The organism is Bacillus alkalisoli, from assembly GCF_002797415.1.
GTDB lineage: Bacteria > Bacillota > Bacilli > Bacillales > Bacillaceae_I > Bacillus_CD > Bacillus_CD alkalisoli.
Genome location: NZ_KZ454944.1, coordinates 470942 through 493829 on the forward strand (window position 1 = coordinate 470942; position 22888 = coordinate 493829).

The 22888-nt window shown below is 38.2% G+C and carries 16 protein-coding genes and 1 pseudogene; 9 read left to right on the forward strand and 8 right to left on the reverse strand.

Going from position 1 to position 22888, the window contains the following annotated elements:
• The first annotated feature begins 207 nt into the window (after positions 1-207).
• The 3 genes from CDZ89_RS02275 (at position 208) to CDZ89_RS02285 (ending at position 3634) form a co-directional block, all read left to right on the forward strand.
• Positions 208-1071, forward strand: coding sequence for a DegV family protein (locus tag CDZ89_RS02275; protein ID WP_100333125.1), 864 nt, complete (start codon positions 208-210; stop codon positions 1069-1071).
• Positions 1072-1451: 380 nt separating this feature from the next.
• Positions 1452-2669 carry an IS110 family RNA-guided transposase gene (locus tag CDZ89_RS02280; RefSeq protein WP_096155605.1) on the forward strand — a complete coding sequence of 406 codons (1218 nt, stop codon included), beginning with the start codon at positions 1452-1454 and terminating at the stop codon, positions 2667-2669.
• A 194-nt stretch (positions 2670-2863) separates the two neighbouring features.
• Positions 2864-3634 (forward strand): transposase, encoded by a 771-nt coding sequence (locus CDZ89_RS02285; protein WP_100333126.1) that lies wholly within the window; start codon positions 2864-2866, stop codon positions 3632-3634.
• A gap of 62 nt (positions 3635-3696) precedes the next feature.
• On the opposite strand, the gene CDZ89_RS02290 is transcribed toward CDZ89_RS02285, so the two are convergent.
• From CDZ89_RS02290 to CDZ89_RS02310, 5 genes are all read right to left on the reverse strand, one after another.
• Positions 3697-6261, reverse strand: a complete 2565-nt coding sequence (locus CDZ89_RS02290; protein WP_100333127.1) for an LPXTG cell wall anchor domain-containing protein — start codon at positions 6259-6261, stop codon at positions 3697-3699.
• A gap of 177 nt (positions 6262-6438) precedes the next feature.
• Entirely contained in the window at positions 6439-8370 is a 1932-nt protein-coding gene (locus CDZ89_RS02295) for a S8 family serine peptidase (RefSeq protein ID WP_100333128.1), read from the reverse strand.
• A gap of 405 nt (positions 8371-8775) precedes the next feature.
• A complete protein-coding gene (locus tag CDZ89_RS02300) occupies positions 8776-9321 on the reverse strand; it encodes a DUF6241 domain-containing protein (RefSeq protein WP_100333129.1) in 546 nt (181 codons plus the stop codon).
• An 86-nt stretch (positions 9322-9407) separates the two neighbouring features.
• Positions 9408-10376, reverse strand: coding sequence for a hypothetical protein (locus CDZ89_RS02305; protein ID WP_100333130.1), 969 nt, complete (start codon positions 10374-10376; stop codon positions 9408-9410).
• Entirely contained in the window at positions 10366-10890 is a 525-nt protein-coding gene (locus tag CDZ89_RS02310; RefSeq protein WP_096156517.1) for a sigma-70 family RNA polymerase sigma factor, read from the reverse strand. The genes CDZ89_RS02305 and CDZ89_RS02310 overlap by 11 nt, the downstream gene beginning before the upstream one ends.
• Before the next feature lie 200 nt (positions 10891-11090).
• Between CDZ89_RS02310 and CDZ89_RS02315 the strand changes: the two genes are divergently transcribed.
• Entirely contained in the window at positions 11091-12200 is a 1110-nt protein-coding gene (locus CDZ89_RS02315) for a plasmid pRiA4b ORF-3 family protein (protein ID WP_100333131.1), read from the forward strand.
• 102 nt (positions 12201-12302) lie between these two features.
• Complete coding sequence (gene nagA / locus CDZ89_RS02320; RefSeq protein ID WP_227521424.1) at positions 12303-13493, forward strand: N-acetylglucosamine-6-phosphate deacetylase; 1191 nt, start codon at positions 12303-12305, stop codon at positions 13491-13493.
• A 366-nt stretch (positions 13494-13859) separates the two neighbouring features.
• Here nagA and CDZ89_RS20425 read toward each other — a convergent pair.
• Positions 13860-13934, reverse strand: a pseudogene (locus tag CDZ89_RS20425) (YjcZ family sporulation protein); the annotation flags it as partial.
• A gap of 253 nt (positions 13935-14187) precedes the next feature.
• Positions 14188-15030, reverse strand: a complete 843-nt coding sequence (locus tag CDZ89_RS02330) for a protein-glutamine gamma-glutamyltransferase (protein ID WP_100333132.1) — start codon at positions 15028-15030, stop codon at positions 14188-14190.
• A 315-nt stretch (positions 15031-15345) separates the two neighbouring features.
• Here CDZ89_RS02330 and CDZ89_RS02335 point away from each other — a divergent pair, with 315 nt between their 5' ends.
• The 4 genes from CDZ89_RS02335 (at position 15346) to CDZ89_RS02350 (ending at position 21107) form a co-directional block, all read left to right on the forward strand.
• On the forward strand, positions 15346-16350 hold the full coding sequence (locus CDZ89_RS02335; protein WP_100333133.1) for a GTPase: 1005 nt from the start codon (positions 15346-15348) through the stop codon (positions 16348-16350).
• Between the two features lie 265 nt (positions 16351-16615).
• A complete protein-coding gene (locus CDZ89_RS02340; RefSeq protein WP_227521425.1) occupies positions 16616-17239 on the forward strand; it encodes a phosphatase PAP2 family protein in 624 nt (207 codons plus the stop codon).
• A gap of 118 nt (positions 17240-17357) precedes the next feature.
• Positions 17358-19208 carry an ATP-binding protein gene (locus CDZ89_RS02345; protein WP_198508217.1) on the forward strand — a complete coding sequence of 617 codons (1851 nt, stop codon included), beginning with the start codon at positions 17358-17360 and terminating at the stop codon, positions 19206-19208.
• Positions 19209-19886: 678 nt separating this feature from the next.
• Positions 19887-21107 (forward strand): S8 family peptidase, encoded by a 1221-nt coding sequence (locus CDZ89_RS02350; protein ID WP_319830023.1) that lies wholly within the window; start codon positions 19887-19889, stop codon positions 21105-21107.
• A 121-nt stretch (positions 21108-21228) separates the two neighbouring features.
• On the opposite strand, the gene CDZ89_RS02355 is transcribed toward CDZ89_RS02350, so the two are convergent.
• Positions 21229-22815, reverse strand: a complete 1587-nt coding sequence (locus CDZ89_RS02355) for a hypothetical protein (protein WP_100333135.1) — start codon at positions 22813-22815, stop codon at positions 21229-21231.
• Between the last annotated feature and the right edge of the window lie 73 nt (positions 22816-22888).

A 22888-nucleotide genomic window follows, 5' to 3' on the forward strand; every position in this document is an offset into this window, starting at 1 on the left:
GGAACTTTCGTTTCTGTGTGCTTTGTCATGTGGAATTTAATTATAAAAAAGGATTATAGTCCTAAATTCTACCTGTAAACATGACATTTGTCATACTACTCCAATGACACTTATGTCTTATCATCTTGTTATATTTTTCATATGATAGGCTAAGACTCTAATTGTAGAATTTTTTTAAGGGTTGATAAACCACTTTGGAGGTAACGAATGATAAAAATAATGGCGGATTCAACTTGTGATTTATCCAATGAAATGTTGAATTTATATGATATAAGCTTGGCACCACTTACGATAACAATTGATGGAAAAACATATAAAGATAGAGTAGACATAGAACCAGATTATTTTTACAGTATTTTAAAATCCTTGTCGAAGTTCCCAACTACTGCGATGCCGAGTCCAGAAGAATATACGAAGATTTTTCATGACGCAATTCAATCGGGGCAAAATGAAATTCTATGTATTTCGATGTCGAGCGGGACAAGCGGGAGCTACCAATCAGCGGTTATCGCAAAAGATATGTTTTTGGAGGAAAATCCGAATTCCACAGTGAAAATTCATATCGTTGATTCCAAGTGCATGAGCCACGGAAGCGGTTGGTTAGTGATGAAAAGTGCACAAATGCGTGAACAAGGCGCAAGCTTTGAAGAGATTGTAGCCTTTAATGAAAAATATAAAACAAAAGTTAAACACTTTTTATCCGTAGATGATTTAAACCATCTAATCAAAAGTGGAAGACTTTCTAATGCATCTGCATTTATTGGTAAGGTATTAATGCTAAAGCCGATCATGTCGATGAAACAAGGTAAAGGGGCCATAGTTGGAAAAGAAAGAGGCCGGAAAAAAGTATTGAAACATTACGTCAACGAATTTATTGCAAGAAACGACGAGAAAATGACTGATTTTATTATTATTGGTTACACAAATAATAGTAAAATAGCGGAAGACTTAAGAGACAAGCTACTACAAGAAACAAATTTCTCAGGAGACATCCACCTAATGCAAATGGGTGTATCCGTAGGAACACACGTAGGATTAGGCGCGGTTTCGATGTTTTTTGTGGAGAAATAATTTTTGCACTGTGGGGACAGACACCTCGACGCATAAAATGCATCGAGATTTCTGTCTCTTTTGCGCTTTTTTTTAAAAATTAAAAGGAATCATTTACAGATAGTAGAATAAATACAGGAGTAAACCGTGGGGACAGACCAACATGAATTTAAAATTCACCACTCAAAATGAAAATGGTTGATTAGCCTTGTTTCCTTTGTGGCGATGATAGAGATAGCCGAGTGTTAAGGCCGGGTGTCAGTGATGCTAATAGCTCGAGGGACAGACGGGTCTTATAGACTTAGTGCACCACGGATTGTTGCCATGAGCACGCAGGGTAGATTGCACGAACAGTCTTGAAGCTCGGCTACCACTACTTATTGCCGAAGGAGGCATTTATTATGGAAGTCATTCATCCCCGTGTATGTGGACTTGATGTTCACAAGAATAGTATTACAGCTTGTATTATTATCAAGCGCAAGAAAGAGATTCGTACCTTTGGTACGATGACAGATGATCTTTTAGAATTACTTGATTGGATACAAGAGAACCAGTGTCCAATTGTTGCGATGGAAAGCACCGGAGTTTATTGGAAGCCCATATACAACCTACTCGAAGTCTCAGACATTGAAGCACTAGTTGTTAACGCTCAACATATTAAGAATGTACCTGGAAGAAAGTCCGATGTTCGTGATGCACAATGGATTGCTCAATTACTTCAACATGGACTGATTAATGGTAGTTTTATTCCTAACAGAGAACAGCGCGAATTAAGAGAGCTTGTTAGATATCGTAGAAGTTTAATAGAAGAAACTGCTCGTGAATCTAATAGAATCCAAAAAGTATTAGAAGGTGCTAATATTAAGCTTGGGTCTGTTGCTTCAAATGTTCTTGGTGTCTCTGGAAGAAAGATGTTACGTGCTTTAATAGAAGGGAATTTGAATCCAGAAATATTGGCAGAAATGTCTTTAGGTGCACTTAGAAAGAAGATTCCTGCTTTACAAAAAGCTTTAAAGGGGCTAGTTGGAACTCATCAACAATTTTTATTAGCTAGACAACTTGACCATGTCGAATACTTGGAGAAACAGATCGAGTTTATCGATAAAGAATTGGCTGAAAGACTTAGCCCTTCATCAGAAGAGATTAATTTGGTTATGTCAATTCCGGGTATCGGTAAGAGAACTGCAGAACAGATTCTAGCTGAAGTTGGAACGGACATGAGTCGCTTTAATAGTGATAATCATTTAGCTTCCTGGGCTGGAATGGTTCCTGGAGAAAACGAAAGTGCTGGTAAAAAAAAAAGCGCGCGCACACGTAAGGGAAATAAGTACCTAAGGAGTGCTTTAGTAGAAGCAGCTAAAACTGTTGGTCGTTCTAAAAACTTTTTTGGAGCTAAGTACAGGAGGATTAAGGCTCGTAGAGGCGGAAATATTGCTTCAGTAGCTATAGGACGCTGTATTTTAATAGCTGTTTATCATATTCTGATAACTAAAAAGCCATTTCAAGATCTTGGTGAAGACTACCATTTAAATCGCAAGAAAGATCAAGAAGTCAAACGTGCCATTAAAAGAATTGAAAAGCTGGGTTATTCTGTAGAAATATCAGAACTACCAGCCTAATTTCGGTTTTAATATTATACTTTAATTTAAAGGTCATCCTTTTTTTAAAAAAGGATTTAAGACCTCTTCTTTAGTATGGCTTTCTATCGGAATTTATTTTCAGGGTAGACACTTCGGCGCATTGACACACTATGCATGCATCAAAGTGTCTGTCCCCACAATGCACAAAAATTTTACATGAGGTGAGGATTTCTATGCCTAGAGCACCGCGTAAGAGAAGTACTACTGGTATTTATCATGTCATGATTAGAGGCGTTAATCGGCAAATCATCTTTGAAGATAGGGAGGATAAGAAGAAATTTCTTACTACGTTAAAAAAGGTAAAAGATCTATCTGACTGTAAACTTTTTGCCTATTGCCTAATGGACAACCACGTACATTTGCTACTGAAAGAATCTCCTGAAATGAGCGTATCAGACATAATGAAGCGTACATCTTCGAGATATGTTGTTTGGTATAACCGAAAATATGAACGGTATGGCCACCTTTTCCAGAATCGTTTTAAAAGTGAGAATGTCGAAACCGTTGATTACTTCCGAACCGTTCTACGTTATATTCACCAAAATCCTTTGAAAGCCGGGCACGTAACTAATGTCTTTGAAAGTAAATGGACAAGCTTGCCAGAATATCTTTCCACTTCTTACATCATCGATACAAAACCCGTATTGAAACTATTTGAAAACAACTCTACTAATAATTCTTCTATCCAAAACTTTAAAATTTTCATGAGTGAACAAAGCGAGGAAGAATGCCTTGATTTAGAAACGAAAGCGTCTGATGAGGAAGTGAAGATGTTTTTAACGATGAAACTGGGGATCAAAACTAGTAGCCAACTTCAGCAAATGAACAGAAACTCTCGAGACGATGTGCTTAAGCAACTAAAAAAATTGAAAGGCGTCTCTAACGGCCAACTCGCACGAATTACAGGAATATCCAAAAACATTATCCAACGAGCCGGAAAATGAATTAGAGGGACAGACACTTCGGTGCATGGATGCACCGAGGTGTCTGTCCCCTCGACTCATTGTTACACTAACTTTCTTCTTAATCGAAGTAAAAGGAATGCTCCGCCTGCTAAAATCATTACTAACCCTAATGCCATATAATTGAATGTATTTGTAGCTGTGTTTGGAAGGGCAGCTCCTGTTGTTGTTTTGTTTTTCTTTTCTGTTTTTACTTTTTTCTCTGCTTCTTTCTTTTTCACTGGAGCAGTTGGAGCACTTTCTTCATTCTCATTTTTATCGTTTGGCTCGTTTTCTTTAACTGGATTTTCAGATTCTCCGAGCTCCTCTTCAACATCCTCTTCAGGCATTTCTTCTTGTATAGCTTCTGTCATTACATCGATATAGCTGTAGTCTACATAATAACCTTCTTCATCGATTGCAATAACTGATATTGTATAGCTCGTCTCTGGTAATAAATCTTCAAAATAAAAATACCCATCTTCTACATCGCCAACATGTTCATCATTTAGGAACACGCTGTAACCGACTACTGATTCTTCACCGAAGTAATCCCAAGCTATTTCTATTTCGCTTTCTGTAACGGAAAGCACTTCAAACTCAATATTAGTTGGGAAATTAAAGTCATCCTCACTTGTAATAACCCAAACACCTTTTTCCATCAATTGTTGCATAACGTTATACTCTTCTGTTCCTTCTTCAAACGTTAAACCTTCAGTGTTGAACAACGTTACAAGTTGTAAATACTCCAGTTGTAGTAGTACTGAAATATCCGTTATTTTTGTGTCGTGTAAATATAAATAAGTTAACTCTTCTAAACTACTTAAAATAGAAATATCTGTAATTGGATTCAATGATAAGTCTAAATCGTAAATATATAACCCTTTTAACGGTTCAATATCGGTTATATTATTATCACTAACATTTAAGAACATTAGAAAATCTAAATCTGCTAAAGGACTCAAGTCGTCAACGGCATTGCCAGCTACAAATAATCCTTCTAATTTAACAGCATATTGTAATCCTTCTAAGCTCTTAATATCTCTATACTGCGCATCTAGCCAATCCAAACGCTTCATATCAGACTCGTAAAGTGGTCTATGCTGAATGTATAAAGTCTCTTTAATTACTTGTAGTAGTTGCTCATCTTGGATGATAACAAGTTCACCAGAAGGTTCCTTTGGAGTTTTAAAAGTAACATACCCAAAATCAATGACCTCGTTACTTTCATCTAAAACTTCTACATGAACTTCATAAGTTGTATTAGGAGATAAGTCAGTTAGCTCTATTCCTGAATCTTTCGTAACAACTATTTCTTCCCAATTCAGTTGTACTCGGTAGGAAAGGTCCATTTCTTCTTCCGTGTAATACCACCAAGAGATATACGCAGCGTTTTCATTAATGCCTTCTACCCCTAATTCAAACTCAAACCCAAAATCTTCATCGTCTAATACATCAATATAGACACCTGCATCCTTTAACTCTAGTAATAGTATTAATGTATTTGTGCCTTCAGAAAAATCTACAAGAGAACCATGTAACGTTAAGTGACTTAAGTGAGGCAAATTTTCAATCACAGCAATGTTAGAAATTTGTGTTTCATGTAAAAATAAAGCTTCTAAATTCGTTAGCATTCCTAGTTGGCTAATGTCACTAACAGGATTATTAGCTAACCATAATATATGTAAATTCTTTAAGTTACTTAAAGCATTTACATTTTCAATTAGATTAGAATCTAAGTCTAAGTCTACTAGATTGGTTAACTCTTTTAACGGTGTAATGTCAGAAATGTTATTTTCAAAAAATGATAATATTTCTAAGTTAGTTAATCTTTCTATACCAGAAAGATCTGTTATACCTTTGTCAATAGCGTATAGCTCAGTTAAATTCTCTATGTCACTTTCTTGTAATTCTCTAGTAATGCCTAACTGTTCTTTAATGGCGTTTTCTAAGTTTTTATCTGTAAATGTAACAACCTCCCCGGAAGGTTCTGCAGGTGTTGTAACAGATAAAGATGCTTCTAATAAGAAATTTCCGTTTTTATCTAATGCTTTTACAACAACTTCATAGGTAGTGCTAGGAGTAAGCCCTGTAAAATGGTAGTCATAGTTTCTACTTTTTAACGATTTTACAAATTCGCCGTCTAAAAATAGCTCATACGATGCTACTCGCACATTCGGAACGTGTGCAAACCAGAATAATTGGAAGCTGTTTTCATTAATAAATCCGTTTTCTATTAGAAAGAAGCTTTCCTCTTCGTAATCTTCTTCAATAAATTCAAATAGGGTAGCTTTAAAAGCATCATCCTGGATCGATTCTTCTATTAATTCAATTAACTCGTCTTCTGAGGATGCAGGTGTTGTTTGCACTGGTAACAACGTTTCTTTATGTTTTATTTTTTCTTCCTCTTTTTTCTCTTCTACTACCTCAATTATCTCTTCCTCAAGTAATTCGTCCTTTACTTCCATCGTTTCCAGTTCAATCTCTGGATCGTGTTCATTGTCGTCCGTCGTATGTACTTCGATTACTTCCACAGTATCCTCTTCCTCTGCAAAAGCAACCATTGGACTTAACAATGATACAAATAAGGTGAAAACTAACAAAACATGAATAGAACAAATCTTCCTCATCTAAATCTCTCCTCCTAGTCTATTAAAAAACAAACCAACAAGAAGGATTATATTACCATTTACTAGATTTGGGAATAGGTGTATTTTGTCGAATAATAAATAAATCAGAGGAAAATAAATCAGAGGGACAGACACTTCGGTGCATGGATGCACCGAAGTGTCTGTCCCCTCAACTCATTAATGCACAATCGCTAAAGCAAATCGTTGCGGTCCAGATGGAACGTTGTATGCTTGCACTTCAACCGTGTACGTGCCGCTTTGTGGAGCATTGATGAACACATTTTCTACGTTGTTTGTGCCGTCCCAGTTGTTGTCAAACGGGGAGGAAAAGTCGTTTCCTACGAATCTTTGACCGTTTGGTGCTGTAATAACAAGATCCAAATCATTTACAAGCGTTTTCGATGCAGTCGTGCTTCCTGGTGCATCTGTCCAAACTAACGAAATTTTAAGCGGTTTTCCAGCTGTTGCTTGGAAAGAGTATGTTGCTTTTTGCCCTGTAGATAGCGCAGTTGTTTCGTTCACAAACGCAACATTCAACGACTTATCAAGTGTCACTCGGCCCCAACCTTGGTTGCCGTTCGGATACCCAAGCCCTACATCTGTCGCGCCGGCGATCAATGCAGCTTTTAATAAGGAAGGCTTTGGCGTGATGCCTCTATTTTTCATAAAATGCTCGCGCAACTGTGCCACGTTACCTGCTACAATCGGTGTTGCCATGGAAGTTCCGCCCATATACGCATACTTGCTGTCGTGATTTGCCCAGAAAGAAGAGTTCGGCGCAAGGGACGACCTAGCGGATAAAATATACGTGCCAGGTGCCATTACGTCTGGCTTGATGCGGCCGTCTCTTGTTGGCCCTCTTGATGAAAACGACGCCACATGATTAATGTTATCGGCCATCGAACCGAAGCTCGGGCGTAAATTTTCTGTCGCACCAACTGTGATTGCGTTTTTCGCTGTACCAGGTGCACTGATTGTTCCAGAGCTAGGTCCCTCGTTACCGGCTGCAAAAAGAACCGTCATGTCATTGTTACGAACATATTCATCTACTTGTCTGGAGTTCGTTGTGTACGCTCCGTTTACTGGCGCACCCCAAGAATTCGTGTGGATTCTTGCCCCGTTATTGTAAGCCTGACTAAACAGTGTGTTCAAGTTGGAAGGCAATCCTCCAAGGCCGCCACTAGAGTCCATAATCGATTGAAAAACTAAATTCGCTTGGGGAGCCATCCCTTTATGGAGTGCGTTTCCTAAGACAGATCCTGCCACATGCGTACCATGGCCATTCGGGTCATTGGCGTTATTGGACCTTCCTAACGCGTGAATGGCTGTAATTTTTCCTCTAAAAGCATCATGCATGGAGCTATCGTTTCTTCCAGTGTCAAGCCCCGTATCCGCGACTGCAACAATCTGACCTTGGCCGTATAATCCAAAATTGTTTTGCGCCACATCGGCTTTCACAATGCCACGAGCAACGTCATTCATGAGCGTGAACTCCGGTTGTTCTGCTATGTACAACACATCGTTGCTCAAAGCGTATTGTACAAGTCCGTCCAATCCTTTTACTTCCACTTCTTTAGCGAGTTGTTTTTTCGTGTAAACGACTGCTTTCATTAGACTGGAAGGATTTTTGCTGTAAAGTTGTGGATCAATTTTATATTTTGGTAAAAAAGGAGAGACAGTCGAGATGGCATGTTGCGACTGTAACTCGGCAGCTTTGCCTTTAAAATCTACGACAAACGCATAATCCGGAATGTAGTCGATGATTTCTGCGCCGGATGCTTCTAGACTAGCTCTTTGGTCATCTGTGATCGGACCGGTGAACTGTACAACATATAGACTGTTATCGGAGGCTACTTTTTCGAGTTTCTTTTGGATTCCATAAGGCATTTTCATATTTTCAGAGTCTACGAGAAACTTAGCGGTGCCATTTGAACTAGTTTTAGACAGCTGAGCTTGATGAAGGGACTTGACCCCGTTGAAATGTAGTTCGAAATCTGTTGCGTCGGAAGGAGAGGGGGAGCTAAATGAAACAGATGCCAAGATTGCCGCTGAAGTCAGGATCGATACAACAACCCTCTTTGTTCGTTTTTTACCTTTCCACTTTACCATTCATACATCACTCCTTAATTAGGTTGAGATAACTATATCACCTAGAAAGGATTCTTTGTATTGGGAAAATTCAGACAAAAAAGCGTTATTATAGGTCTGTTTGGTTGGGGAGTTGGGAAAGTGGGGACGGGGTTAGTTTCACATTTTATAGGTCACGATTGAATGGAGGGGCGAACTGAGGGGACAGCCCATATGAAGTTTAATTTCGGTTAGTTTTTGTAGCCAGATGAACTTCATACGGAGAGAAACTTCTTGAAGGAGAGCAAGTCTTTAAAGACTTAAAGAGAAAGCATGGAGAGGATAATTATAACCAAGAGGACAGACGCCGCGACGCATACAACGCGGTATCTACCCCCTCCACTCATAAATGTGAAACAAACCCCGTCCCGATTTCACACATAGAACTTATCTATTATAATACATTTTAGCATACTCTTTACGTTCTTCTTTCGTAAGCAGGCGAAGTGCTTTTCCGACTTCGCCTTCTAGTAAAGTCCAGACAGCGTTATGGTCACGGACGGCTTTGCTGAAGTCGCCTGCTTGCCACCTTGTGAGAATTTCTTCATATAAATCAGCATATTCGTATTTTTCATGGTTTTCTTTTACAACAATAAGCAGCCGATCAATTCTTTCTTGTGTAGCCTCTAAATGTCCTCGCTTCTGTGCAGCCCATATCCAACCATGACTCATATGGTGAATGGCGTCCTTTACCCGTCCTTCACTCATAGTAAAAGGAAACTCTATTTCTACCTGTGTTAATGCCTCTTCATCCACTTCTACCTCCGTTTCAACAGGTACCTCATCTACAGTTTTAGATTCCTCTGTTACTACTACCTCTTCTTCAGAAGCGTCCGCTTTAAAAAAATTACTATCACCCATGAAAAACACAAAAAAAACTAACATACCAATACAAATGGCCCCAATTACTACAAGTGCTTTTAACCGATTCAAATTTCCCCACTCCCCATCGTTTTTTGTGCCAAGGGGTCAGACACCGCGACGCATTCATGCATCAAGGTGTCTGACCCTTCAGTGCATTATTTTCTAAACTGTTCTTTCAAGTAATCCTCACCGTCTTTATTCAGCATATAAAACCTTAATTCCCCGCCATGCTCCGCTATCCATTCAGTGAGAAATACAGTTTCTATTTTCTCAACCTCTTTTACTTGATGTCTCATAGTCGTTGTTGTGTAATCTAGAAAAATTTCCTCAAATACAACACTTAAGACATGATATTGGTCTTCTACAACCTCATTCCTAAAACTGCCATCTAAACCGTATAATGTATTAGTTGTTAGCGTGGAGAAAACATATCCACCTATAGAAAAGGTATTCGAGTATGGATAAAATTCAGAGTTAATGGAAGGGAGTCTCCTTTCAAGAAGGCGCATGTCGTCAAAGGCAAAAGGAGCTTCCCCTACCTTATCTACAGCATCCATAAACTTCTCTAGTTCCATTTCATATATAAAATCAATCGGTCTATCCAACAGCTTTTCATATGTTCGCTGCAGACCCTCCATTCCATTATCTTTCGTGTAAGCTTTATAAGCTTCTGTTATAAGAATTGGTTTACCATGTCGGTCGTAGACAGGGACGGAAAGGTTACCAGGGACTAAAGCAAGAGTTAGCGTACCAGATTGTTCCATATAAGAAAACAGAACGGTTAAAGGAGCATACGAAACTTCATTTTTTTCATGGATAGAAATGACTAACAGTCCCATTGTAGATTCATTTGGTTCATCTACCACTTGTTCAATCGGTTCAGTGGGGATGTTATCTTGATTATGTGAAAGATTAGTAGGAGGTAGGAAAGATAGTAATAACATAGCTGTCACGATTCCGAAAGTTGTTGTCCAGAAGAAAGGTTTTAATAATGAAAAATATCGCGACGATTTCTGTTTCTTCGTTTGTTCGTTAATTTTCTCGTACACTTTTTCTCTATCTGCTGCATCAAAGTGTATAGAGTCAAATTCTTCAAATATGCTATCCTTTTCCTTATTGTTCATAAATTCCCCTCCTTTCTAACTTCTGCTTCAACAACATTTTTCCTCTTCTTAATCTAGTTTTGATTGTGTTAATCGACAGTTCAGTCAATGACGAAATTTCTTCCATTGTCATTTCTTCAAAATAATAGAGAAAGATAATTTCCCTGTATTTCATTGGTAGGCGAAAAATAGAGTTTTGGATTTCTTTCCTCTCCGTCTTATCCATTACAATTTCCTCAGCAGACTGGCTTTTTTTCGTGTGGCTTTGGAAAATGTCTAAAACTTTCACTTTCTTGTAGTCCCAACTTTTTATGTAGTCTTTGCATTCATTTATCGTGATACGGTATAGCCATGTTTTAATTGTAGAGTTATGTTTGAATGTATCTATGTTCAAAAAGCATTTCACAAACGTATTTTGTACTAAGTCTTTAGCTATCTCTGTATCTTTTACATAGGAATAAGCTAATCTAGTCAACTGATCGCCGTAATCATTCATCAGCTGTTCTAGCATAAGCCTCTTGTCAACCGCCCCCACAAAATCCCCCCTTATGCCCATTAAACAGTAGTTTGACGACGCTGTGTGGAAAAATGTTTCATTTTTTTGGATGTGAAATGGGGACGGGGTTTGTTTCACATTTTAGAAAAATGAGAAACAAACCCCGTCCCCGTTTATCTTGCATAGCAATTCTGCTAGTATAAAGGATAGAATGTTAGGTTTTGGAGGCTGAGTAGCAGATGCTTTTGCAGTGTACGAAAAAGATGTTAGATGAGTTGAAAATAAAGCCAGATATCACACCGGTAGAAGTAAATCAGGTGCATGCGTGGCATGTGAATGTGTTGAAAGAAGGACGACGGAAGATTGTGGTATTTGTCCATGACATTTCCCGTTATGCACTTGTTTTGGACAACCTGAAGGCAAAAGAACTTAAAAATCTAGGTTCTTTGTTTCAGCAAGCCATTCGTGAAACGCTTCGAGCGGAGTACATAAAGGAAGATGTTATTGAGGATTATTTAGCTAAGGCGCCAGACATTATTTCTTCTAAAACAAAAGATCGAACTTGTGTAGCGAGGCTAAATAAGGCTTGTGAGAATGTCTATGCTTTTCAAAGTTTTCTAAAACCAGATGCGGTTATTCAAGTGGACATTAGTAAGAGGATTAGTAAGCTATTAGCGGGAAACGGAAATGGGCAGTACATCACTCCGAATATTGAGTTGTACAAATCATTAGAGGCGTTTGCTGGTAAGTCTATTTTTGAGACATGTGCATTAGAACTTAACGTTAAGCTAGCTTTGAAGAACTACGATGTATCGAGAACTTTAATGGTGCCGAAACAGATTACTTTTGATAAACTTCATGAAGTAATGCAGGCAGCTTTCGGTTGGCAAGATTATCATTTACATGAGTTTAACATTTATCCACCGGATACTGTTTTTCCGGAGGAAGCCTTTTTCTATAGTTTGAAGCCGATAGTGTCGTTGATATGTGATGAAGAAATGTTTGCTTATGAAGATAACATTTCAAAAAAGATGGAGACCGGAGAAAGACTAGCCGATTACCTTCCTGCAAAAATTGTCTATCGTTATGATTTTGGGGATGACTGGAATCACATTATTGAAGTGGTGAGAGAAGTAGATAATTATGAGCATAATTATCCAAAATGTATAGGTGGGACTGGAAACACACCTCCTGAAGATGTTGGAGGTGAGAGAGGATATGAAGAATTCTTTCATATCATATCAACTCCTAACCACCCAGATCTTGAACATATGAAGACTTGGGGAAAATCAAACGGCTATAAAGATTTTGACTTAAAAGATATTAATTGGAAATTGAAAGAGATTTGAGTGTAAAGTGGGTGTGAAGTGGGGACGGGGGTTGATTTCGCATTGGGACAAAAATTAATGAGAAAACGAACCCCGTCCCCGTTTCTCAAAGGAGGTTATCATGTGTACTGTACAGCCTTACTTAAAGGATTGACAATAGTCGAAGAAGAAACGACCATTCTAAACGGTTACGTTGTTCTAAAGGATGGGAAAATTTTTGAGACAGGAACGGGTACGTTTTCTACCATTGATGAAGATTTGATAACCTATGACTTTTCCTCTCACAGTGACTATAAGGCTATCCCAGGTTTTATTGACATACATATACACGGAGTGAACGGGGCAGACATGATGGACGCGACAGAGGAAGCTCTTCGCACAATGTGTACGTCTTTACCTTACGAAGGAACTACAGCCTTTTTGCCAACAACCATCACGCAGAAACCTGAAAAAATTATTAAAGCTTTAAAAAAGGTTGCACAGTATCAAGAAGAGCAATCGCAAAACGGTGGTCAAGCAGAGATAATTGGTATTCATCTAGAAGGTCCTTTTATTTCCCCATCGAAAGCGGGAGCACAACCAATCGAACATATTGTGGAACCTACTATTGAAGCTTTTCAACTTTTTAACGAAGCAGCTGGTGGTTGGTTGATAGTGATAACGGTAGCTCCTGAATTACCGAATGGAATCAATCTTGTTCGTGTAGCCTCTTCGCAAGGAATAATCGTTTCGATCGGACATACAGAAGCCAGTTTTGAAAAAGTAGAAGAAGCTGTTGAAGCTGGAGCGAAGCATGTCACGCATTTATTTAATCAAATGAGTGGGCTTCATCACCGCGAGCCTGGTGTTGTGGGAGCGGCACTTTCTATGGAAGAGTTAAAAGTCGAAATCATTTGCGATGGAATTCACGTTCATCCGCAAGTCGTAAAAGCAACAATAGCTGCTAAGGGAGTAGAAAATGTCCTACTCATTACAGACTCGATGCGAGCAAAAGGCCTGCCGGACGGTGTTTTTGACCTAGGAGGACAAGCGGTAACGGTAAAAGCAGGTACTGCCCTATTAGCTGATGGAACACTAGCTGGTAGTTTGCTGAGAATGGATGAGGCGGTAAGGAATGTCATGAAATGGACGGGATATTCGCTTCGAGAGGCAGTGAAAATGGCATCAGAAAACCCAGCAAAACAACTCGGAATATTTGATCGCAAAGGAAGCATAAAAGTAGGCAAAGACGCAGACATCGTCATATTAAATGATGATAATCAAGTTGTGATGACTTTTTGTAAAGGTGAGAGAGCGGAGACGGGGTTGGATTAACGCGATTAGGTCATTTTTTTTGTGAAAATACCTTCGAAATTTTGTTTAATCAGCGAAAATGAAATGTTTATCGGCGAAAGTCAAGCTTCAATCGGCGAAAATGAACAACTAATCGGCGAGAGCTAGAGCCCAATCAGCGAAAACGATAAGATATCGGCGATTTAACAGTATTATCAGCGAAATTACATTTAGTATACAGAGGGGCAGCCCAAAATGGCACTCTCATGCACCAAGGTGTCAGACCCCACGATTCACTGCTCATAAAAAAACAGTGCAGCCAGTTCATCCAAGAACTAGCTACACCGTCTTTTCGATCTTTCGTACGGGATTGGGGAATGTGAAATCAAACCCCGTCCCCAGTTCACATTAGCACTTAGGAAAGCTGCATCCTACGATGATTAAAAGAATAAACAATACTACGATTAATAAGAAGCTGTTACCGAAACCAGAATGTGTTTGACCACCGTATCCATATCCATAAGCAGGTGCAAAAGGCATATCAGAAACTCCAGCTACCATTGGGGGCATATTCACACCAGCAACCATAGGCGCTGCATTTACGTTTGCATACATATTTCATACTTCCTTTCGGGTTAGGTTATTTACACTACACATTATACTCACCTAGTCGAAAGTTGAACCTGTCTATATGAAAAATGGGTGTATGTCTCGGTTTTAAACTATTACTACACTTTTAATCCTTTTTACTACAATAATGTTGATGCTCAATGATACAAATCGAGCACCTATTATGATGCACAAGTGGTCTCGGCGATTTCCTAAGCGCCATAGCATTCGCCGGTAAATTCGCCAACCGTTGAATCGTACCTGAAGAGATTTTTGTAACTAAACTCGTCAAATATGCAGGTCGAGTGCTTCCAGGAAACCGTTGCGTATTAAGAAAATCAATCATTTCTCTCCCAGTCATAATCCCAAATCCATGCCCAAAAAACATCCCTTCCGTCATCACAACCGCATTTTCCCCTCGATACCAAGACGTATTCGGATGAAAGTCAGGGTTGTTAAAATACACCACATCCCCAGGAAAAAAATAATCCGCATACGTTGTATATAAATCAAGGTCAGGATCTGTATGCCAGCTATATAAATAAAGATTTTGAAAAAGCATATCAAACGAATGCTTGCCAATACTCTTCAACACACCATAATAAAAAATAATCACCACAGCCGTAGCACATTCAAACGCATACTGAGAGCTGTTTCGAAAAATATCTGTAATCGCATCAGCTGGGCTAACACCACGCCTTAACTGAAACCCTCCAGTATGGGTTAAACTCCAGTAAGCTGGATTGGCCCGGTGATACTCAAACGTCGTAAACGCCGCTTCGCCTTCACTCATTTCCCTTGCAGCATCCATAATATTTATGCGAGTTTGTAACTCAAACATTAACTCCCTCATAGAAGGATACGTGAGCCTGTCGGGAGCGGCAATCATTAATTGTACAATGTCTCTTTCCACCCGACCTAAGTTCACCAAATTATCCTGTTGCAATTGCCTTCCCGCTACTAGTAACATCCCATTCCCCTTTTCACTTTTTTACGACTAATATATGTGAAGAGAGAGTGTAAAATGCGGAACGGGGTTCATTTACTCTAAACTGCACAGTTGAAAATAAGTAGATTTAACCGAAGTCCCATATAAAATACAAAAATTTCTGTTTACTTACAAAATTCGACATAATTAATGCTTGTTTAATAGTAAATTTGTATTATGAAGTCGAATGTCGGTTATTAGAAACAGATATGGGGAAATTACGTTTAATTACCAGTTTCAACAAATGTTACTTTGTATTTAAACATATTCCCATTTAAGGATAAGGGGTGTAAATTTATGATTCAATTTGATGAAAAAGAATTTGATACGGTCTATGACGAAGAAATGAGAAAGGTAAATGACCAGCTTGAGAGAGAAATATTATTTGCCATGATTGGGGATGTTAATGCAGGGAAATCGTCTACTATTAATAAGTTAATAGGAGATGAGGTGGCATCTGTCGGCGCTGCTCCTGGTGAAACTGTTGCAATAAAGAAATACAAATATAAAGAAAAGATTGTATTTGTTGACACGCCTGGATTGGATGACATTAACCATAATAACTCGGAAGAAACATTAAAGTTTTATAAAGAGGCAGATGTTATTTTATTTTTCTTGAATGCTGCAGGAACTGTTCTATCCGATGGTGAAAAGAAAATGTTAGATAAGGTAAGTAAGGTTAACAAGAATATTATTATTGTATTAAATAAAATAGATGCCGCTGAGAATATTCAAGGTTTAGTTCATTATATTCAAACAAATACAAAGTACGAATATAAAGTCACACCTATTTCTTCTAAGACGGGTGAGAATATTGATATGCTTCGCAAAGCAATCTTAGATATTCTGCATACTAAAGAGAAAGATTTACAATTTGCCAGGCTCATCAAAGAGAAATCGTCAATTGCGAACAAATGGATTGTAGGGGCAGCAACTACAGCTACTGCAATAGGTGCAGCACCGATTCCTGGATCTGATATAATACCGCTTACTGGTGTACAAGTGGGACTTATGGTAAAGTTAGCGTCGTTATATGAGAAGCCTTTAACAAAAGATCGCGCAAAAGAATTAGCTATCGCAACGCTTACTGGTAATATTGGAAAAAGCATTTTCCGACAAGTAGTAAAGCTAGTTCCTGGGGCTGGTTCTATTGCAGGTGCTAGTATTGCAGGTGCAATGACACTATCTCTAGGTTACGCAGTAAAATATGCATACGAAAATGAAATTGAGTTAGATGGTGCGACACTTAAAACGTTGTATAACACCTTCTTGAAAAGAGAAAAAGAAAAAATGACAACATAAAGGTAAAGTTGAGTACGGGGGGCATACTTCCGTACTTGTTTTCTCTCATTCCTATTTACAATATCGTAACCACTTTTTTTGGTCCACGGTTGAAAACTAAAAACTCCACCATTTTTCAGTTCATATTGAAAATTTAGTAACAATTTGAACCATTTCAGTGTATCTTTCGTCGAATATATTGTGAGTATTCTTTTTTCATAGATTACTTGAAAAAAAGGGGCTATTTCATAGTAGTTTGTCCCTGATTCGACGGAGTGTGAAATTTGTGAAAACTATAAAAAAGAAATTACCCTATTTATTATTATTGCTTGTCATGCCTATATTAGGTGTTATTTATACAATATTGAACGAACACCCAAGAACAGCAACACAAATACCGTTGCCAATTGATCAAGAAATCCCGTTTATTACAGCCTTTATTATTCCTTATATCATTTGGTATGCTTTTATTTTCGGCTACTTAGTGTATTTTTGTTTTAAAGACACCGATGTATATGTGAAAACGCTCATTACAATTGTTGTTGGGGAACTAATTTGCTTTGTCATATACTTCTTCTTTCAAACAACAGTACCAAGGCCGACCATCCAAGGAAATGGCTTTTTCGAAATGTTAGTAAAATACATTTACGCACATGACCGTCCGGTAAACTGTTTTCCAAGTATTCACGTGTTAACAACTTACGCTATTATGCTAGCTTCTTTCCATATTAAAAATAAACATAAGTGGAATACTTACTTTATCCATGTGATGGGTAGTCTAATCATATTATCAACCCTCTTTATAAAACAACATGTCATTCTAGATATGGTAGCATCTATGTTTCTAGTAGCCATTATTTACGGGACAGTATTTGAAATATATAGAGTACGAGTTGCTGCTCGAGTGTGAAATGGGGACGGGGTTTATTTATCATAAAAAAAATGAGAACCAAACCCCGTCCCCACTTCACATGCCCACTTCACATGGTATAATGAGCCTAAATACAGCTTTACACATGGGGGCAAATATGTTGAGAACTAGCGAAATGGTCATTGTGGAAGATGTAACGATGAATCTTAGCGACCTTACGAATAGCTCGTCAATAAACCGAGGAGCTCATATCTTATATATGTTTGACGAACCCGACAAGTATTTTCAAAATGCCGTCGCGTTTATTCGGGAAGGGATTGCGAAAGGACATGCGATTCTATTAGGCGAGTGTAAAGAATTCTATCAAAATATGTTACAAGAGTTGACCGATTTCACGCCTGAGCAAATGCGTTTGCTTATTTTTGTTGACCATGATGAATTTTATTCTAGCGATGGATTTGATGCTGTCAAAGGAACGGAAAACGTAAAGAAATTATTTCAAGATATATTACCAACATACCCAACCATCAGAACGTGGGGGCATGTAATCGTTTATGAAAAATCCATTAGAGATTTAGTGGATTATGAATGTAATTGTGATCAGTTTTTTGAAGGGAAAAGCGTCATCTCCGTGTGCTGCTATAATACCTTAACGACGACTTCTTTTCTACAAAACGAACTGTTGAAGTTCCACAACTACTTTATGTTAGATGAAAAAATCACGCCATCACCTCTTTATAACCATAAACATTTAACGAACATGACCATGGCCACAGAAGAAACCATTCGATTAACAAAAATTGTCGACGAATTTGAATCGTTGAAAAAAAAGAACGAAGAGTTATTAATAGAAAATAAATACCACAAAGAAGAAGAGGAATACTTAAGACTAGCGAAACAAAACGCCGAAAATGCCAATCAAATGAAAACTATTTTCTTATCGCAAATAAGCCATGACTTACGAACACCGCTAAATACTATATTAGGATATACGCAAATATTGTTGGAGCTGCATAACAAAAGTTCGAAACAGTATAATATGTTGAATCATATCCACGGCTCCTCCTACCATTTGCTAGATTTAATAGAAGAACTGCTAGATTATTCAGCTATAGGTGGAGGGAATATTAAAATAAATATGAAGCCGATACACGTCGAGTCTTTCCTTCACGAATGTATCCATACCATTTCTAAAATAGATAATCCAAATGTCCAAATTACAGTAGAAAACGCAGATCATGACTTGTTTTTAGAAGCGGATGAAATGAGGCTGAAGCAAATCATCCAAAACCTACTAGTGAACGCTATCAAATATAATCGTCCGGACGGATTGATAAAAATTTCTGTGAAAAAAGAGAACGCCACTGGCTCTATTAAAATTTCTGTCAGAGACACGGGGATTGGCTTGCCTGATCACGAAATGGACCGATTGTTTGAACCTTTTTACCGAAGTGAGCGAAACATGCTCAAATGGAAAGGAACAGGCCTCGGACTTGCGATCGTAGCGAATCTATCGCAAAAAATGAATGGCGAGTTTGGCGCCTTTAATAATGAAGCGGAAGGTGCTACATTCTGGGTGTCCTTCAAACAATGCGAATCAACCCTTTTGTCTGAGAAAAAGAAAGACCCTAGCCAGTCGGCCCAAAAGGTAGTTTTATATATTGAAGATCAGCCGGAAAACATTACGTTAATGAGGGAAATGTTAGGAACATTAGATTTTATTTCTCTATTCTTTGAAACGTCAGGAAAGTCGGGACTCCAAAAGGCGATCGAGCAAAAACCAGATTTAATTTTGCTAGATTTAGGTTTGCCAGATACAAATGGCAAAGACGTGCTGTTAGAGTTAAAAAGACTAGAAGCAACTAAAACGATACCTGTATTAATAATAAGTGCAGAATCAAACGAACTAACAAAAGAAGACCTACTAAATCACGGCTGCACCGACTATCTAACCAAACCAATCAACCTAAAAGAACTACGAAACACCATCACCAAGCTATTAATGTGAAATCGGGACGGGGTTGGAAACCAAGTTAATTTAAATGGAAGAGGCCCCCAAAAAACAATTTTCTGTTCTAGGGGGCCTTTCCTTATCGATGGAACAAAAGTATAAGCCAACGCGAAGAAAAGTCAGGAAACAACTCTCTACAAAAGAACTTCATAGACTTTATGAAGTTCAACTTCACCTATTGGCCACACTCACCGAAAAAACATTCATTACCTTAGTAACAACGAATTATGGATGAACCCTGGCAGTGTTTCATACCGCCGAACGGACGATCATCCTTGTAAAAAAGCTCATTATATGACTATTACAAATGGCGTCATTGACATGAAAAGTGTTGAGTACGATCGTTCGCCACTCCTTCAAGAAGCACTTGCTAACACCTTAAAAACAAAGGGGAAATGGACGTAGCCCGTTTCTTCTTCGGGGATGAAGCTGCACCAAAGAGATAAATTGTAATTGGGGACATGGTACGTTTCTCGTTTTGTGAGAAACGTACCGTGTCCCTATTTTTCATGAGCCAAAGGAACGAAAATGTGCGTGTTGGCCACTTTCCCAAACAAGAAGTTAAAACCATGGTTAATTGTCCATTTTCTCAGTAACTTGGGAAAGTGTGAATTATCTCATTTTTCAGAAAACAAACCGTATACTAATACTATGCTGAAAAAGGAGGAGATACATTTGAAAAAGTTTTTATCTATGTTTGTGATGGGGGTACTAATATTTGCGTTATTGGCACCCATGAATATTAGTGCACAAGGCAATGGAGGAAAGCAGGAGTTCCTCGTACAGTTCCATGACAATGTGAATCCAGGAATATTAAAAGCGTTTGGTGTGAAAGATAGCGATGTTCTTCATACTTACAATCTATTACCTGTTAATCTAGTGAAAATGACTGAACAACAAGCAAACGCATTGCTAAATAATCCGCACATTAAAGCGGTTGAGCCTAACTTTGAAGCAAGAGCATATGCGCAAACGGTGCCTTGGGGTGTGACGCATGTTCAAGCGACTGAAGCACATGCTAGTGGACATACTGGCAGTGGGATAAAGGTGGCTGTTTTAGATACTGGTATTGATCGAAATCATTTAGATTTAAATGTTAGAGGGGGCCATTCTGTTTTCACGGATAGCGCCAACAACGATCCTTACTACGATGCAAATGGTCATGGTACGCACGTAGCTGGAACAGTTGCAGCACTAAACAATAATACTGGTGTGTTAGGTGTTGCATATAATGCAGAACTATATGCTGTAAAAGTGTTAAACAACAGCGGAAGTGGTTCTTATGCTGGTATTGCACAAGGGATTGAGTGGGCTGTTCAAAATGGGATGGACATTATTAATATGAGTTTAGGTGGATCACAAGGGTCTTCCATTTTAGAGCAATGGTGTAATATTGCGTACAATTCAGGGGTTTTAGTTGTAGCTGCGGCTGGAAATGAAGGGCGTTCCAACGGTAGAGGAGATACGGTTGGATACCCAGCTAAGTACGACTCAGTTATCGCAGTAGCGGCAGTAGATAGTAACAATAATCGTGCGAGCTTCTCCAGCACAGGACCTGCTGTTGAAATTGCCGCTCCAGGTGTAGCGGTTTATAGTACAACTCCAGGAAATAACTATGCATCTTACAACGGTACGTCAATGGCATCTCCACACGTAGCTGGAGTAGCAGCGCTTGTTTGGGCAGCGAATCCTGGTTTATCGAATGTAGAGCTTCGCGAGCGTTTGAACGCTACTGCACTAAACTTAGGTGATGCAAACCATTTCGGTAACGGACTAGTAAGAGCAATGAATGCCATAAATGGTAACGGCACAACAGACCCAGGCAACGGCGACGATGACGGCGGAAACCCTGGCCCTGGTAAACCTGGCAACGGAAAAGGAAACGGTAGGAACTAATGTTGTGAAATGGGGACGGGGTTACGTTTCACATTCCATATAGGTGAGTGAAAAACGGGGACGGGGTTCCAGTTCACATTCCACATTTAGTGGAATTGTGAAACGAACCCCGTCCCCATTTTTACTCTATAATACCTATAAGTTTTTCAATTAAGGTTATGTCTATTTCGAAAGGAATTCCATTATCACGTAGAAATGCTTCTTTTGTTTTGATAAGATTATCTATTTCTATAACGGAAACGTCCTTGATTTCTTTAAGTAATGTTCTGGTGTAAAGTAAGTCATAATAAGTTACTCTTGGATAATCGCCACCCTCATAAGTACCATCGTGGTTCCTTTGATAATACAAATCTCCATCTTCTGTTATCCATTCGACATTTGTATCAATTATAGCCTGTAATATTTCGTCAGCTACATTTAAATACTGTTCATTCCTTGATTTTTTGTAAGAGAAATATAGGTAATTCATAATACTCAAAGCATGGTTTAAGGAAACATGTGGTAAGTCATCGCTATACTCTGAAAAATAATCTACGATAAAAGCACCATCAGAAGTTTTCATAATTTTGTTATCATTGAATTGTTTTACAAGGAAGTCAGCATAAATCTTATAATCATCCTCAAATCCTGTAATACCTAATAATAAGGCTCTTCGTTCTTGTGCTCTAAAAATATTGTCATTATGTCTAGAATCTACATAATTAGTCGGAATACCATAGTTCCTTTCTAACCAAGTACTAGTATAATTTGTATACCATAATCCATCTGGATTACGTATTTCATTTAACATTAAAAATGCGTTCCAATTTATTGATTCGAAAAAGCGGCTATCCGTTTCTTCAAGTGCCAATAGTGACTGTCTGCTACTTGTACGTACAAGGGAACGTAAAAATCCCATCTTTGTTTCTGGTCTGATGGACCATGGACCCTTATTATATACAGCTGATGGTGTTAGCCATTTGAATTCATCTTTTCCGATTTCTTCCGCTCTAGCAAGATCTTCTTGTGTTGAAAACAATGCTTCACCACTTACTACGTACCACATTTCACTCTCACTATCTTTTGCAGAAGTTATTACGTTTAAATAGTGCTCTTTTTCGTTAACAGACATTTCAAACTGTTTTTTCTCTGCAATAAACTCTTTAATATAACTCGTTAAGTTTTTCTCCTCATATGTATGCGTAAGAGACCTGAATTCATACTCTCTACCAAGGAAGACACTTCCTGAAACATAGTCATTTTCCTGGAATTCTAAGTAACCGATTGAATTTGTTGCTGGGTCTGTACCGACTTTTGGATCATGAATATCGTTCTCTTCAAAATGTTCTCCAAAATCATAAAATGTATATCGATTTGCTTCAAAAGGTTGTTTTACATGTAGAGCAATTTCATTTCTTCCTGATGAGACTAAATGGATAAAGTGAAACACATCTCCATTCGGTACGATACGTAATGTAATTGTAGCAGTTCCAACTTGTTTCCATTTGGAGGATATGTTTATATGGTATATCTCATCTTTTATACCATAGGAATAATTTTCTTCTGTATTTAGTAATGAAACAGAGTAACCAGGTGCCACAATAGATGTAGAGTAATTATTGCTCAATGTTAACGTATTGTTAATAGGTTTTAATAGAGTTAAAATGGTTATGAATATAATAGTGAACAGTACAATGGATATTGAAATGGTAATTTTTTTGTTTCGCATATAAACTCCACCTTCATATTTTAGGAAGTATTATTATATCACTTTTTTTAGAAAATAGTGAAATGTTGAATGA